Annotated in this window: 14 protein-coding genes; 5 read left to right on the top strand and 9 right to left on the bottom strand. The window is 57.4% G+C overall.

What is annotated here, in order from left to right:
* Nucleotides 1-74 precede the first annotated feature (74 nt).
* Nucleotides 75-1,331, top strand: a complete 1,257-nt coding sequence (locus ABIB44_RS19740; RefSeq protein WP_354586404.1) for a tetratricopeptide repeat protein — start codon at nucleotides 75-77, stop codon at nucleotides 1,329-1,331.
* A gap of 3 nt (nucleotides 1,332-1,334) precedes the next feature.
* Entirely contained in the window at nucleotides 1,335-2,690 is a 1,356-nt protein-coding gene (locus ABIB44_RS19735) for a hypothetical protein (RefSeq protein ID WP_354586403.1), read from the top strand.
* A gap of 18 nt (nucleotides 2,691-2,708) precedes the next feature.
* Here ABIB44_RS19735 and ABIB44_RS19730 read toward each other — a convergent pair whose 3' ends face one another.
* The 9 genes from ABIB44_RS19730 to ABIB44_RS19690 form a co-directional block, all read right to left on the bottom strand.
* The gene (locus ABIB44_RS19730) at nucleotides 2,709-3,779 is read right to left on the bottom strand and encodes a glycosyltransferase family 4 protein (protein WP_354586402.1); all 1,071 of its coding nucleotides are present in this window, start codon (nucleotides 3,777-3,779) and stop codon (nucleotides 2,709-2,711) included.
* Entirely contained in the window at nucleotides 3,779-4,927 is a 1,149-nt protein-coding gene (gene rffA, locus ABIB44_RS19725; RefSeq protein ID WP_354586401.1) for a dTDP-4-amino-4,6-dideoxygalactose transaminase, read from the bottom strand. The genes ABIB44_RS19730 and rffA overlap by 1 nt, the downstream gene beginning before the upstream one ends.
* A gap of 60 nt (nucleotides 4,928-4,987) precedes the next feature.
* Entirely contained in the window at nucleotides 4,988-5,710 is a 723-nt protein-coding gene (locus tag ABIB44_RS19720; RefSeq protein WP_354586400.1) for a GNAT family N-acetyltransferase, read from the bottom strand.
* A complete protein-coding gene (locus ABIB44_RS19715) occupies nucleotides 5,707-6,657 on the bottom strand; it encodes a glycosyltransferase family 2 protein (RefSeq protein WP_354586399.1) in 951 nt (316 codons plus the stop codon). Before ABIB44_RS19715 ends, ABIB44_RS19720 begins: the two co-directional genes overlap by 4 nt.
* Nucleotides 6,658-6,749: 92 nt before the next feature.
* Nucleotides 6,750-7,895: a glycosyltransferase family 4 protein gene (locus ABIB44_RS19710; RefSeq protein WP_354586398.1), complete on the bottom strand. Its 1,146-nt coding sequence runs from the start codon at nucleotides 7,893-7,895 to the stop codon at nucleotides 6,750-6,752.
* A complete protein-coding gene (locus ABIB44_RS19705; RefSeq protein ID WP_354586397.1) occupies nucleotides 7,888-9,132 on the bottom strand; it encodes a glycosyltransferase in 1,245 nt (414 codons plus the stop codon). Before ABIB44_RS19705 ends, ABIB44_RS19710 begins: the two co-directional genes overlap by 8 nt.
* A 117-nt stretch (nucleotides 9,133-9,249) precedes the next feature.
* Entirely contained in the window at nucleotides 9,250-11,292 is a 2,043-nt protein-coding gene (locus ABIB44_RS19700) for a glycosyltransferase (RefSeq protein WP_354586396.1), read from the bottom strand.
* Between the two features lie 73 nt (nucleotides 11,293-11,365).
* A complete protein-coding gene (locus ABIB44_RS19695) occupies nucleotides 11,366-12,346 on the bottom strand; it encodes a glycosyltransferase family 2 protein (RefSeq protein ID WP_354586395.1) in 981 nt (326 codons plus the stop codon).
* Between the two features lie 38 nt (nucleotides 12,347-12,384).
* On the bottom strand, nucleotides 12,385-13,005 hold the full coding sequence (locus ABIB44_RS19690) for an acetyltransferase (RefSeq protein ID WP_354586394.1): 621 nt from the start codon (nucleotides 13,003-13,005) through the stop codon (nucleotides 12,385-12,387).
* A gap of 330 nt (nucleotides 13,006-13,335) precedes the next feature.
* Here ABIB44_RS19690 and ABIB44_RS19685 point away from each other — a divergent pair, with 330 nt between their 5' ends.
* The 3 genes from ABIB44_RS19685 to ABIB44_RS19675 all read left to right on the top strand — a co-directional run bounded on the left by ABIB44_RS19685 (nucleotide 13,336) and on the right by ABIB44_RS19675 (nucleotide 14,273).
* The gene (locus ABIB44_RS19685; protein WP_354586393.1) at nucleotides 13,336-13,506 is read left to right on the top strand and encodes a transposase; all 171 of its coding nucleotides are present in this window, start codon (nucleotides 13,336-13,338) and stop codon (nucleotides 13,504-13,506) included.
* A gap of 127 nt (nucleotides 13,507-13,633) precedes the next feature.
* Nucleotides 13,634-14,098: an IS3 family transposase gene (locus tag ABIB44_RS19680; RefSeq protein WP_354586392.1), complete on the top strand. Its 465-nt coding sequence runs from the start codon at nucleotides 13,634-13,636 to the stop codon at nucleotides 14,096-14,098.
* A complete protein-coding gene (locus ABIB44_RS19675) occupies nucleotides 14,037-14,273 on the top strand; it encodes an integrase core domain-containing protein (protein WP_354586391.1) in 237 nt (78 codons plus the stop codon). The genes ABIB44_RS19680 and ABIB44_RS19675 overlap by 62 nt, the downstream gene beginning before the upstream one ends.
* The last annotated feature ends 171 nt before the right edge of the window (nucleotides 14,274-14,444 follow it).

Below are 14,444 nucleotides of genomic sequence, written 5' to 3'. Positions count from 1 at the left end.
GTCCGTACTTTAGCTGTCCCATTTTCCTTTCGGCACTTCTGCGGAACGCCGGCCCTGCCCTCTATACCCCATTTATGCTGCGTTCGCTGCTTTGTTTCTGCCTCGGGCTGCTGTTGCTGCCGCTGTCGGGCCGAGCCCAAACGCCTGATACCATCCGTGCCGTGCCACCGATGCGTACCGTTGCCCTCGACTCGGTGGGCGTGATGCCCTCGGCGGTAGACACGAAAGGCTGGCTGCTGCTCGACAAGGATATTCAGCTGGAGCTGGACGGGGCTGTCTATAATATTTACAATTTCAAGTTCGACAAAGCCGAGAAGCAGTTTCGCTCGTTGCGCCGCCGTTACCCCAACCACCCGATGCCCTACTTTTTACTGGGGCTCAGCACGTGGTGGAAAATCCAGCCCTCCAGCTTTCAGTCGAAGCAGTACGACAAAGCTTTTTTTGCCTACCTCGATACGGCTTCGACCAAAGCGCAAAAGCTGTTCGATGCTGATAATACCAACTACGAGGCCAGCTTCTTTCTTTCGGCTTCCTACGGTTTTTCGGCTCGCCTGCACGGCGAGCGCCACGACTGGCGGAAGGCGACCGTAGATGCCCGTCGTTCGCTCAACTACTTAAAAAAGAGTCAGGAAGCCAACGGCCTGAGTCCGGAATTTCAATTCGGCCAGGCCCTGTTCAATTACTATTCAGTTTGGATTGGCGAAAACTACACCCTGCTCAAGCCGGTACTGCTTTTTTTTCCGAAGGGTGACAAGAAACTAGGGCTTCAGCAGTTGCGTAGCGTGGCCGCCAATGGCTTCTACACCGCCACCGAGGCGAAAGTATTTCTCATGCGCATCCTCAAAAACGAGGAAAACAATGCGGAAGAAGCATTACCCGTAGCCAAACAGCTGGCTACTACTTATCCCGATAATGGCTTCTTCCAGCGCTTCTACGCGTTGCTGGCCTACGACCAAGGCGAATTTGCCGACTGCGAACGGGTGAGCCGCGAAATCCTCGATAAAATCAATAGAGGTATGCCCGGCTATGAAGCCATCAGCGGGCGCTACGCCAGCTACTTTCTGGGCTACCTGATGCAGAATCGCTACCGGGACCTGGCCAAGGCCAAGGACTATTACCAGCGGTGCATCGTATTTTCGGAAAGTACGGGCGAAACGGATGGCGGCTTTTATCTGTTTGCCAATGCTAATCTGGCCCGCATCGCGGCTAAAGAAAAGGATGTAGATGCCACCAAGCGCTATTATGGCGTCGTGATAGACAAGGCCACCCGCAAGTCGGAGATGTATAAGGAAGCGAACATGTGGCTGAAGAAAAACGGAAAAGCAAAATAGGTCATGGAACTCAAGGACTTATTTATTACGCCTTTCTACTTAGCCATTATCTATGCCATTGCCTATGGTATCCGTTCATCGGTTACGAACGTCTATACCAAAAAGTATTTTATTCCGGCCCTTACCGTTAAAGTAGTTGGAGCTATTGCTCTTGGTATTCTCTACCACACCTTGTATGCTGGCGATACCAACAATTATTACCGTCAGGCTGGTATTGTGTATCATGCCTTCGGCGATTCCTTTGCTGCTGGCTGGGAGTTGGTCACGACCTCGGGTGATGTAACGCCAGCCATCAGCAGGTATACGGACCAGCTGAATTGGTTCGGCCACGGGAGCAACGAGTACTTTGTGATTCGGGTAGCTGCCGTTTTTGCGCTGTTGAGCTTCAACACCTACACCGTAATTGCCGTGCTGTTTGCCGCCGTCACATTTACGGGAATGTGGGCCATGTACATGACGTTTGCTAAAATCCGGCCTCAAACGTTTAAGGAACTGGCTATTGCCGTTTTTTTCCTGCCATCGGTTTTCTTTTGGGGCTCCGGCCTGCTTAAAGATTCGCTGTGTCTGGGCGCGCTGGGGTGGTTGTTCTATGCCTTTTACCGGGGGGCGATTGAACGTAAGAATATCCTGCGTTGCGCCATACTAGGTGCAGGGGCGGTAGGGGTCATTTTTGCGATGAAGACCTATATTCTGTTGGCTTTTATGCCCCCGGCTCTACTGTGGGTGTTCAACGAAAGCACGCGCGGCATTCGCAGCAAGGCGCTGCGACTTGTTGCCAAACCGCTGTTTTTGAGTGTGGGCCTGCTGGTTGCTGGCTACGCCTTCGTGCAGATTTCGGCAGCTGATGCCCGCTTCGATATTGAGAAAATCGGCGCGCAGAGTAAGCTAACGGCTGAATATCTACAGGGCGTCAGTAAGACTGAGCAGGGGTCGGGCTACAACATCGGCGAGCAGGATGGCACCCTCTCGGGCATGGCCAAGCTGGCTCCTCAGGCACTTGTAGTAGCCTTGTTTCGGCCGTTTTTATGGGAAGCGCGCAACCCCACTATGGCCTTGTCGGCACTCGAGGCCACATACTTTTTGGTGCTGACCCTGCGCATTTTATGGCGAGTAGGGGTTCTCAAAACTCTGGCCCTTATAAGTAGTACGCCGGTTTTAACCCTTTGCTTCGTATTCAGCTTGGTATTCGCTATTTCAGTGGGTATTTCAAGCGGCAACTTTGGCACCTTAGTGCGTTACAAGATTCCACTCATGCCCTTCTATCTCAGCGGCTTGTATATTATGCAAAGCCTGACAATGGCCTACCCCCGACGGGCCCAACAGCCGGCTGGCGCGCCTCCCCAACTAGCCCGGGTCTGACGCACGCCTTCGCGCCCGCTACGAGAATAATTGCAGGAAATTGGCCGTGTTGGACAGCACCGAATAACGTTGCTCGATGGTTGCGCGGGCAGCTACGCCCAAATGCTGGCGTAGGCTGGCATCGGCCAGCAGCAGACGCAGACTGGCCTCCCACTCGGCGGGGGTAGCGCACACGAAGCCATTCACGCCTGATTGCACCACTTCGGTATTCATACCGACTGGCGATACCAGCGCGGGCACTCCCAATGCCATGTATTGCAGGGCTTTGAAGGCGCACTTGCCATTAGCCCAGGGGTCGTCTTCCAACGGCATGAGGCCCACGTGGAAGCCCAGCAAGTCGGCAATTTCGGTGTCTTTGCGCCAGGGTAGATATACCAGCGAGCGCAAGGGCAGCGCCGGTGGCTGGTTGGAAATCACCCGGAACTCGAACTCCAGCCCCTCATTCTCCAGCTTGGCCAGCACGGGCACTACCTGGTTGAGGTATTTCAGCGTGGAGTGGGTACCGGTCCAGCCAATAACAAGGCGGCCAGGCAGAGCCTGGTCGCGTACTTGGTTATGCAGGTGCACCGTGTCGATGGTGGTGGGGTTGACGATGGCGCGCGGGTTGAACTGCCGCGCGTAGGCTGCCAAATAGGCGTTGCCACAGCTATTTTTATAGGCCAGGCGACAAATGTCGGCCACCTTGTGGTGCCACTTAACGCCAGCGGCGATTTTGTTAGCCTCCGACGTATTGGCCAGCCATATGGCGTCGTCGAAATCGTAAATAATCTTCTTGCCCAGCACTTTGGCCATCAGCCATTCGAATACCGGCGGGCCAATGGGAGCCGCCTCGCGGTGCACAAACACAAAATCGTATTTCGGCACCGTAAACAACAGGCCGACCCGCCGCGCAAAGCCGCCCAAAATACCTAAGGCTTTAGCCGCCGTTTGACCGGGCTTGTAAAGAATATTCCAGGTAGCAACCGATATGAAGGGTGCCAACCGGTACTGATGCCCGTTGGCTACCAGCGCATCGAGGTATTGCTCGAAGCGAAAGCGTTGGGAAGGTGCCCGGCCGGGCGGATAAGGAACAACAAATAGAATACGCACTAGCAAGAAGAATATTTCTGGTAAAACTGTAGTACGACCTCAATAATCAGATTCTGGTCGGCCAGCGAAAGCTCATAGAACAGGGGCAGTCGCATCAGGCAATCGCCGTAGTGGTCGGCCCAAGGCAGCGCCGGACCTGCGCCATACCGCCCCCGGTAGTAGGCGCTGCCATGCAGCGGAACATAGTGGAACACCGCCAGGATACCCCGCTGGCGCAGCTCGGCAATGAGCGCCGTGCGCTCGGTTAGGCTGCGGCATACGAGGTAGAAGAGGTGGGCGTTGTTGGTGGCGTAGTCGGGCAGGGCCGGCAGGCCAACTCCCTGCGCCGCCAGCGGAGTTAGCGCCTGTTGGTACCGCTCCCAGATAGCCAGCCGCTGGCGCTGGATATCGGCCAGGTTTTCGAGTTGAGCCCACAGGTAGGCGGCGATAATATCGGAGGGCAGAAACGATGAACCGACATCGACCCACCCATACTTGTCGACTTCTCCGCGAAAGAACGCCGAACGCGACGTGCCTTTTTCGCGGATAATCTCGGCCCGGAGCCCGAACCGGGCATCATTCACGGCCAGCAGGCCCCCTTCGCCCGAAATAATGTTTTTGGTTTCGTGGAAGGAAAACGTGGCCAGCTGGCCCAGGCTGCCCAACGGCCGCCCCCGGTGGTAGCTGTCGATGGCGTGGGCGGCATCTTCCACTACGGCCAAGCCGTGGAGCTGGGCCACTTGCAGTACGGTATCCATGTCGCAGGCAATGCCGGCGTAGTGCACCGGTACAATGGCCCGCGTACGCGCCGTAACCAGCCCCGCGAGGGCGTCGGCGTCGAGGTTGGGGTTGAGGCCGGTGCTATCCACAAACACCACTTTGGCCCCGCGCAGCACGAAGGCATTGGCGGCGCTCACAAAAGTAAACGAAGGCATCAGTACCTCATCGCCGGGCCGAATATCGAGCAGCAACGCGGCCATTTCCAGCGCATCGGTGCACGAGGTAGTAAGCAGCGCCTGCCGAAACCCCAGCTCCTGCTCGAAAAACGCGTGTACCCGCTTCGTAAACATGCCATCGCCCGATATTTTCCCGGAGCGCACCGCCTGCTCGATGTAGCGGGTTTCGGCCCCGGAGAAATACGGCTTATTAAAAGGAATTGAAACGGACATGCGCAGCTGCAGAGTCCACAAAGGTACGGGCATGGTACACAAGCCCCACCAACGCTCCGCTTAGAGCCAGAGATGATACACGTTTTCCTGGTGCTCGATGACGAAACCAACACTGGTATAGAAACGGCAAGCCGGAATATTATCGAGCTGGGTGACGACGCGCAACTGCTGGTAGCCCCACGCCTGTGCCGTGCGTGAGGCTGCTGCTACCAGGGCGCGGCCCTGCCCCTGGCTCCGCTGGCCGGCCTGCACGGCCAGCAACCCGATACTGGCTTGCGGGCCATGCGACTGCAGCGTGAGCAGACCAGTAGGCTTACCGTCGGGACCAGGCCAGGCCAGCACGGCCCGCGCCAGCTCGCCGCGCAGGGAGGCGCGCAGCCACTGGCTATACAGCCGCTCGAACACGCCGGGCGCAAATGCCGGGTCGCGGCGAAAGCGCGAGTATTCGCCACTTTGCCAGGCCAGTGCCTCCAGCTCCGGGCTAAAGGTACTGAGGGGTATTACCGGCCCGGGGTCGGCAAGTCGGCCCGGCTCCGGACCGATGGGCCGGCTAAAGGTCACTTTCCGGTCGGCCAGCCAAGCTCCTGTAGCGCGGGCATTGGCAGCGGCTTCGTCGGCGGCGGGGTCAATTATCAGATACAACAGGCGCACGCCCTGGCCCCGTGCCTGCGCAACCAGCGCACTTAGAGCGGCCGCACCCTGTGGCGGCACCACGGCCCGCGCCACCACGAAGCCCAGAAACTCGCTGTCCCAAGCTAGCAGCTGTAGTTCGGGCAGGCTCATGGCTTGATTGCCGACGGCTCCGACCCTTCGTCGATTAAGTACAGGGGACGGTTTTTTACCTGCTCGAAAGTTTTGCCGATGTACAGCCCCACCATGCCCGTCACGGCCAGCAGCAGGCCCGCAAAAAAGCTGATGGAGATAATCAGGCTGGTGTAGCCGGGCTGCGTAATCTGGCCCAGCCAGTAGCGCAGCAGCGTAACCGGCACAAACAAGAAGGCTCCGCCGGCCAGCAGCAGGCCCCACTTCACGGTGAGGCGCAGGGGCTTGTCAGAGTTCGCCAACAGGATATCCAGGCCCAGCTGCAGGCGACGGGATAAACTGTAGGCACTGGTGCCGGCGGGGCGGCTGGCGTGTACCACCTCCAGGTACCCCGTCCGGAAACCCACCCAACGCACCATGGTGGGGAAATAGCGGATGCTCTCGCGCATCAGCAGCACCGCCTGAATAACCTTGCGGTGATAGATGCCAAAGTTGGCCACTTCCGAGCTCTGCGGCACTTCGGTGAGGTACGACAGCACCCGGTAGAACAGTCGCGAGAGCAATTTCTGGTGCCAGGAGTCGCGCCGTACCGTGCGCCGGGCCAGCACGAGGTCGTAGCCGGTTTGCGCGGCGGCGAACAGGGCCGGAATTTCCTCGGGGCGGTCCTGCAGGTCGCAGTCCAGCACCACCACCCATTCGCCCCGGCAATGGTCGAGCCCAGCCGTAATGGCGCGGTGCTGACCAAAATTTCGGCTCAGGCGTAGGCCCCGCACCCGGTCATCGCGGCGAGACTGGGCCTGAATCCGCTCCCAGGAACAATCGGTGCTGCGGTCGTCGACTAGGACGATTTCGTATTCCGCCGAGAGCTCCGCCATTGCCCCATGCAGGCGCTGCACCAGTTCATCGACCAGGTTTTCGGCCTGATACACCGGGCTGACGATAGAAAAGCGGGGAGCAGATGAGGGCATTGAACAATCAGGTATCAGAAGCGTGAAGCTACGCAGCTCACGCAATAGCAATGAAGCCGATGGCAGGCCATTTTTTCCGGGTGCAGGTCGGCTTATCGTTCCGCAATCACGGCCCGATAGTATTCCGCCAGACGCTGATAGGTGTGGGCCGGTGCAAATTTCTGCCGCACAAACACACGGCTGGCCTGCGAGAAAGCTTGTCGCTGCCCGGCATTTTCGGCCAACTGCACCATGGCCGCCGCCATGGCCGCCACATCGCGATTGGGCACCAATAGCCCCGACACGTTGGCTTCGAACAGCTCGGCCGGACCGCCGCAATCCGAGGCAATCAGCGGGACGCCGTAGTACAGCGCATCCAGACAGGTGAGGGAGAACGACTCGGCTTCCGAGAAGTTGAGCACCACGTCGTGCGCTTTCATCAGCGCTTCGGTGTCGCTCGCGAAGCCGGCAAACGTCACCATCTCAGCCAGGTTCGCCTGGCGAATCGCCGTTTCCAGCTCCTGACGAAACTCCTGGTTTTTGGCTAGGCCCATATCACCGCCCACAAAGTGCAGCCGCAGGCGGGGGCACCGGGCATATGCCAGCCGAAAAGCCTCCACCGCAAAATTCTGGCCCTTGCCCCGAATATAATTACTGAGGTACAGCAGTCGCACTGGTGCCCCAGCGACCGTAGCAACCACGTGGGCCGGCTGGTTTTCGCCGCGCGCGGGCAGCGGGTCATACACAGTTTGCACCCGTATGTGGCCGGGCGCAAAATAGGCCCGCACGGCATCCGACACGCACAGCACGCGCTGGGCCAGGTGCTCAGCCAGCCAGCGCCACGGCCGGGCAAACACCTGCGGCAGCGCCTGCGGCAGAAATCGTACGTGCGTGAGCACCGGCAGCCGGCCCAGGCTTAGCCAGCGAGCCACATAGCCGGTAAGGTTGTAGAAGTCGTTGAGATGCACGGCTGCCGCTCCCTCGCGGCGAGCCAGCCGGTACAGCCGCCAACCGTTGAGCAGCAGCATGGGCACGTAGCGCAGCAGGTCGGCGGGCCGGCGGCTGATTTCTACAAATGGCAATTCGTGTACGCGGTAACCGTCGGCCTCCAGCACCGGGCGAGCCGTGCTGCCCGTCGGCACCACGTACACAAACCCAAACTGCTCACGCAACGGCGTAGTCGCGTGGCGCAGGGCGTTGAGCGCGCCGGTTACCGCACGCGAATTATCGACGACCAGAATGGTGGGTAACTTATTCATGGCCTACCTGCTCAATCAGCTCTACCCATTGCCCAAAAATGCGCTCCCGGGTAAAATCCTGCATGCGCCGGGCCGCCAATTGGCCCAGGCGGGCCCGCTCGGGCGCGTCGGCCAGCAGCGCCGTCAGGGCAGCCGTCCACTCTGCCTGGTCGCGGGCCAACGTGGCGGGCTGGTTGAGCATGGGCAGCAGTATGCCGTACGCGCCGGTTTCGGAGCGACGAATGGCAGTAGTCGGCGTAGCCGTGGCGGGAGCCAGCATTTCGCGGGGACCAGTGGGGCAGTCGGTGCTCAGTACGGGCAGGCCGCAGACCATGGCCTCACCCAGGGCCATCGGGAAACCTTCCCAGGCCGACGGAAACACGAAGGCCGTGGCTGGCCGTAGGTATTTAAATGGATTTTGCTGCAGTCCCAGAAAATACACGTCGTATTCGGGTGTAAGCGGCGCTTCTTCCCAGGCCGCAAACACCCGCAGGCCCAAGGTGCGGGCGTGGCTCAGCAGCGAGTCGCGCAACTCGCCGTCGCCCACAAACACCAGCTTGGCGGGCTGTTGGCGTATTACCGCCGCAAAAATATCGAGCAGCGGTGCCTGGTTCTTCTGTAGCGTCAGGCGGCCCGACGTTACCAGTACTGGCGCGGCGGCGTACACCGCCGCCTCGGCCGCCGAAAGCGGCTCCTGGCTTTTGGCCTCAATTTGGGCCACTTCGAAAAAGTTATTGATGGTCAGCAGCTTTTCGCGCTTCACCCCAAATCCTTCTATCAGCTCTGGCATAATATCGCGGCTGACCGTCACAATGCGGTCCGCGCGATTGTAGAGCCGGGGTATAAGCACCTTCTTGCGCAGCCAGCCGAGGGGACCGCGGATATTGGCATCGTGCAGCTTCGAGCCGTGCACGCAGAGGATGGTTTTGCCCGGCCCGCCGCTGAGCAGGTTCACGTAGTCGGCTCCTTCGAGGTGGCTGATAACGACTAGCGGCTGCAGGCGCTCGCGCAGTTGCCGCAGCCCGCTGATGCGCCGCCGGAAGTTCTGCAGCTTGGCTAGTGCCCCGCCCCCACCGCTCACTTTCAGGCTCACCACTGGGTTGCCACTCGGGTACAGGTCGCCCCCATCGGCATTAAATACTACCTCGGTAACGTCGTAATTGTTGGCCAGCTCCACACTGTGGTCGTGGAAAACACGTTGCGCGCCGCCAAAGCCTAGGTTAGGAATCAGCAACAAAATTTTAGTCGAAAAGGTCATAGTCATCGAAGGATAGCAGCAGTTCAGAGCAGGAGTTCGTAAGCATTCAGCAAGCCATGCACTGAACAGCAAAACGGCCGACTCTCCGTCACCGGTCATTTAATTCTGAATATGGAATTAAGGTTGCAGCAGCGCCGCCAGATGCTGGCGGAACTCGGCCGGGTCCACACGAAAACCGCCCGAAAACGGCTGCGAGCCAACAAGGCCAATCAGACCATCATATTTATAACCCAGTTGATTGGCTAGTATGATATAATGAAAAGGGAAATAAGCCGCGGGCGGATAAATTTCTAATAATCCCATTGGGCAGCCGTTTCGAAAAAGAATGTTCACCAAGCCCGCCCCGTGAATGCCCACTACGTAGCGGGCCTGCCCCATTACCCGGATTTGCTCGGACAAAGTTAATTCATCAAAATCCAGTACTTCAAAATCCATCTGCTGGCAGATGTTGGCTATCTCCGCATTGTTTTCAACATAGCGCAGCCGTTTGGGGCCGCGGGTGATGAACAAACGCCGCTCACGCGCATCGGCAACCGTCCGGTCCTCGGGCCGCACCATTCCCAGAATGCGACGGTAATACTGCGGCGTGTGAGTTAGCGGCTTGCAGAAGTAAGTGCGGTGGCTGCGGATGTACTGTTCGTCCTGCACCACCCACTGGCGACCTTGCAGGTAAGGATGCGCCAGAAAATACTGAAAGTATGGCCGCTCGTATAGCCGCCTGCTAATCAACAACGGCACGGCAGGCGACAGTCCCAGCTTTTCTTCGAGAAAGAAAAGTTTGGCCAGCACGTCGTTATAGAAGTGATAGTAGTTATCCTCCCCCGTATCGCGCAACGACACCAGCACCGGATACTCTTCCAAAGGCACCTCGCGCAGGTCCTTTGCCTTGCCCGCTGGCTTGGGTAAGTACGGCACCCGGCTGAAGCCCAGCGAAGGATAAATCAGCTTGTTTTCAGACGACAGGGCCCAACCATAGCGCGGCTCGATGATACAGGGCTGCTCATAAATAAGCAGGTACTCGTCCTGCGTCCAATTCTGGTTGTCCTCAAACTGCCGCCGCAACCGGGGGGCTAGGTGTTCCGTTGCCACTGCATACGCGCGGAAGGGATACTCTGTGCGCTGGATAATAAAATCTCCCGGCTGAATTGCCTGTTCCGGAAAGCGCCACTTATCTAAAGTTTTGATGCGCAGCTTATTTATTTCTAATTGCACTTTCCTTAGCAGCACTAAAGGAAATAAGCTTATTGCTAAGAATTTTATTTCTTCTTTAGTAGGCCCTGCGCCTAACCCAATCCGCAGACGCCAAGCCTGCCATAGGTAACGTCTAGTTGCGTTGTAGCGGCCCTCGTTGTTCATGAGGCCCGCTAGGCTGGCGTAGTTGTTCGCTATTTTAAGGGTAAGATTACGGTGGAACGAGAAGCCGAGTTCCTGGTCCAAACATTTGTGCATATGCGCCAAACCCAGTAGGAACCCTTCCTGCTTATTGGTATTGGTCACACCACCCGCATTAATGCGGTACACCGCCATCTCTTCGGGCAAGTAGCCTACTCGGCCACGGCTAGCCAGCAGAGCGAATACCGGCAAGTCTACCACCACGGATTCGTGAACCCAACCCGGAAGCTTCGGCATAAGACTACGGCGCAACACCACCGATGCGGTAGCTATCGACCATTCTCTAGTCACATCATCCAGCGTGAGCTCGGTTTTGGTATGGCTGGTTACAAGCAATCTGGTTCGCGCCCGTGAAACCATTTCGTACTCCACGCGCGTGCGGTGGAAACACATGCTAAAATCCGGGCGCGCTTCCAGAAAATCAACCTGCCTCTGCAATTTATGTGGGCTGGTCCAGTAGTCGTCACCCTCCAGCAAAGCAATATATTTGCCCCGACAAGCCTGCGTGGTTGCTTCCCAGTTATGCGATACGCCCAGATTGTGTTCGTGCAATAGCAACCGTATCAAGCGAGGGTAGCGGGCCCGATACTCCAACAAAATTGCTCGGGTGCCATCTGTCGAGCAGTCCTCTCCTATTACTACCTCCGTTGAGAAGGTCGCTTTCTGCGCGATAATGCTATCCAGCGCCGCCCGAATGTAACGCTCATGATTATACGCAATAACCATAACGCTTAACATTATCTCTGACGAATGAATAATTTGAAACATATGCTTGAGCGTAAAGGTGCCGCGCACTGTGAACGGGCAATTAATCAGTTTTCGGGATTAAAAAATTAATCAGTCACGATACCTTACGTATAATGAGAAGAAACCGCAAGGTGATTAGTCGTCGCTCGAAGTATAAAGGCAACCGGTGCCAACTGAGAAAAAGCGCTTTGGCAAAGTACTCCAGCGCCTTCCCCCGTTGCCCTTGCCCGCGCAGGTACCTGGCATAGCCGCTGTACTGGTTGGCCAAGTAAATATCCGCGTACCGTTGGTTACGGGGGTCGAAGACGTGCTGCTGAAACATGCGCGCTTCGTAAATGCGGCGCTCAAAGTGATACACTGACTGCACCATAGTGCTGCTCACGCTCTGGTCGTGCATTCGATAGCGTGACATCAGGCGCGGCAAGTATAGCGCTGGCCCCCAACGGGTACTGAGCAAGTGCAGCGTATAATCGCCACTATACACCCCCGCAAACCAGGCCGGTAACGGCTGCGGTAGGCTACTGGCCCGAAACAGCATAGAAGCCGATGGAATTATCCAGCCGGCCCGAGCCAAATCGAGCTGCGTAAATCGCATTGTAACACTTTGATCCGCATTTGCCGGCAGCGCATGAGCCGCCACTTGCCGGCTGAATAGCAGCACGGGTTGTTCTGGCTTAGCATTGAAGAATATTTCAGCGTCGTGAAAGCAAAGCGCGCAGTCCTTATTAGCCTGAAGGGCATCTACTTGGATTTGCAGCTTGTTGCAATCGGTCCAATAGTCATCGCCCTCCAGAAACGCAATGTACTCACCTTGGCAAGCAGCCATGGTCGCCATCAGGTTCGGCATGATTCCCAGGTTTGAGTCTTGTGTGATGACGCGGACGCGTCCCGGGTATTGCTTCGCGTACTCCTGCGCAATACGCCGCGTGTCATCGGTTGAGCAATCTTCTCCGATTACCATTTCAACGCTAAAACCCGTCTGTTGCATCAGCACCGACTCTATAGTCTGGACCAGGAACTGCTCGTGATTGTAGGTAATACAACAAACGCTAACCATTGGCCGTCGCTCACTCATAGAATATGCTGTTATACAGGCGATAATTTAGCAGATATTTAGCTCATAAGCCGCGCGGGTATGCCAACGACAGTAGTTCCGGCTTCGACCGACCGTGTTACGATTGCTCCCGCGCCAATAACGGCATCCTGACCCACCGTAACGCTAGGTAAAATTACCGCCGCTGCCCCCACCCAGCAATTCTGGCCCAACCTGCAATGGCCCAAAATACGCGCACCAGGCGATATTTCGCAGTATTCGCCCACGATGGAATCATGATGCACTGCCGCGCCGGCATTAAGTAACACCCCTTCTCCAAGCGTAGCCGTTGGGGACACCAGCGTATGCTGCATAATATTGAGGCCGGGTCCCAATGTTGCAAAGGGACCCAGAACTGCCGTTGGAGCAATCACGGAAGTAAGCTGCCCGCCACATTCCCGGAACTCTTTGGCCAGGCGCCGACGCAAGCCAGGGCCACCCAATCCTAATATAAAACGAGAATCAATGTTGGCTAAATATGCCCGCGCATCAGCAAGTGTGCGCAAAACCGGGTATGTACCAAATAAATCAGCCGACTGGTCAGGAGTAATATTGTCAAAAAATACCGTTTGCTCTCGCTCATAACTACTCAGGCATTGAAATATTTCTACGGCATGCCCCTTGGAACCAATAATTAGCATATATCTAGTCGTTTTGAAGCACTTCGCAGATTGATGTGTGCAAGATGCGCGGCTTGCCCCCGCCCGCGTCTTTGAACGAGATTGGGCGATGGTGGCCTAGCAACTGTGGTAGTGGCAACTTTCATTTGGTAAATCGTCGAAAAACAACATATGTTTCCACCTAAGCAGCCCCAAACATAACCAAAGGCTGTCGCCTTATTACCCTAGCTTAAACCACTATCCGAGATTGAGCAGTAGTTGAAGCGAGGCTGAGCACCGCACAAAGTACTAATGTTCAACTGAGGTGGTCTAGGTAAAACGGACGGTGCGAAGTCTTAACTTTCACTGCCCATGACCGAGAAACTGAATCCTGGCGGCTTGCCCGCCACCCGCAAGAAATATACGCCGGCCTTTAAGGCGGAGTGCATGCGCCAAGTGGCCGCCGGTGCCCGGCAAAGCGACGTGGCCCGCGCCCAGGGCATCTTGCCCGCGCTACTGGGGCGCTGGCACACCAGGCCCTAGAAGCGGCCGTACCTAGCAGCGCGGAGCGCGACGAAATTCAGCAGTTGCGCGCCGCGCTCAAACGCGTGGAAATGGAGCGCGATATTTTAAAAAAAGTCGTAACCAGCTTCTCCCAGCCCCCTCAGTGATGAGCCGCTACGCCTTCATCGCGGCCTGCACCGAGCCGTGGCCCGTGCAGGTGCTTTGCCGCCTGTTGGCGGTCAGCTCGGCCGGCTACTACCAGTGGCGGCAGCGCCCGACCCCACTCGTTGCGCCGTGGCAGCCCGCAGCGCAGGCCGTCTTTACGCGCCACGCCCGCCGCTATGGCACCCGCCGATTGCGGGCGGAATTACGCGCCGAAGGCCACGCCGTGGGCCGCTACGCCCTGCGCACCTGGCTGCACCGCAACGGGCTGCGGGCGCTGAGCACCCGCCCGCAACGCCCCCGCACCACGGTGCCCGACCAAGCTGCCGTCGTCGCCGAAAATCGCCTGCTCGGCCAGCCAGTGCACCATCGCCGCCTGCCGCGCCCGCATCGACCAAGCGGGTGCCGTGCCCAGCTTCAGCCGACCCAGCAATCCCTACGACAACGCCCAGGCCGAAGCCGGCTGTAGTAACCTGAAAACCGAGTTGCTCCCCAGCGTTAGCCCCTTTGCCTCGCTGGAGGAGGCTCGTTTAAAAGTCGCTTGGTACCTTGATACCTACTTCAACCTCAACCGCCGCCACTCCGCCCTGGGCTACCGCTCGCCCCATCAATTCGAACGCGACCTGAAACTCAACCTATCTTAGCTCACTGTCTGTTTTTACTGGACCACCCCAAACCAAGCATCTATTGAGATAAATGCGGCAGTAATCAAATTTTGTAAGGGGCTTAGGAAGCAAAAATCAGGAATAGGGGCGTAACTTCTTGTTATGCAACCCACTAACCGCTACTATAAGTGCAGCAAACTTTCGGAGGTC

The organism is Hymenobacter sp. UYCo722, from assembly GCF_040547115.1.
Classification (GTDB): domain Bacteria; phylum Bacteroidota; class Bacteroidia; order Cytophagales; family Hymenobacteraceae; genus Hymenobacter.
The sequence above is the reverse complement of the archived record's forward strand: the minus strand, read 5'-3'. Positions and strand labels throughout refer to the sequence as shown.

What these genes read in the sequence shown, in the direction of transcription:
- ABIB44_RS19740 (WP_354586404.1), top strand. Translation starts at nt 75, where the DNA reads ATGCTGCGTTCGCTGCTTTGTTTCTGCCTCGGGCTGCTGTTGCTGCCG.
- ABIB44_RS19735 (WP_354586403.1), top strand. Translation starts at nt 1,335, where the DNA reads ATGGAACTCAAGGACTTATTTATTACGCCTTTCTACTTAGCCATTATC.
- rffA (WP_354586401.1), bottom strand. Translation starts at nt 4,927, where the DNA reads ATGTCCGTTTCAATTCCTTTTAATAAGCCGTATTTCTCCGGGGCCGAA.
- ABIB44_RS19720 (WP_354586400.1), bottom strand. Translation starts at nt 5,710, where the DNA reads ATGAGCCTGCCCGAACTACAGCTGCTAGCTTGGGACAGCGAGTTTCTG.
- ABIB44_RS19715 (WP_354586399.1), bottom strand. Translation starts at nt 6,657, where the DNA reads ATGCCCTCATCTGCTCCCCGCTTTTCTATCGTCAGCCCGGTGTATCAG.
- ABIB44_RS19710 (WP_354586398.1), bottom strand. Translation starts at nt 7,895, where the DNA reads ATGAATAAGTTACCCACCATTCTGGTCGTCGATAATTCGCGTGCGGTA.
- ABIB44_RS19705 (WP_354586397.1), bottom strand. Translation starts at nt 9,132, where the DNA reads ATGACCTTTTCGACTAAAATTTTGTTGCTGATTCCTAACCTAGGCTTT.
- ABIB44_RS19700 (WP_354586396.1), bottom strand. Translation starts at nt 11,292, where the DNA reads ATGTTTCAAATTATTCATTCGTCAGAGATAATGTTAAGCGTTATGGTT.
- ABIB44_RS19695 (WP_354586395.1), bottom strand. Translation starts at nt 12,346, where the DNA reads ATGAGTGAGCGACGGCCAATGGTTAGCGTTTGTTGTATTACCTACAAT.
- ABIB44_RS19690 (WP_354586394.1), bottom strand. Translation starts at nt 13,005, where the DNA reads ATGCTAATTATTGGTTCCAAGGGGCATGCCGTAGAAATATTTCAATGC.
- ABIB44_RS19685 (WP_354586393.1), top strand. Translation starts at nt 13,336, where the DNA reads ATGACCGAGAAACTGAATCCTGGCGGCTTGCCCGCCACCCGCAAGAAA.
- ABIB44_RS19680 (WP_354586392.1), top strand. Translation starts at nt 13,634, where the DNA reads ATGAGCCGCTACGCCTTCATCGCGGCCTGCACCGAGCCGTGGCCCGTG.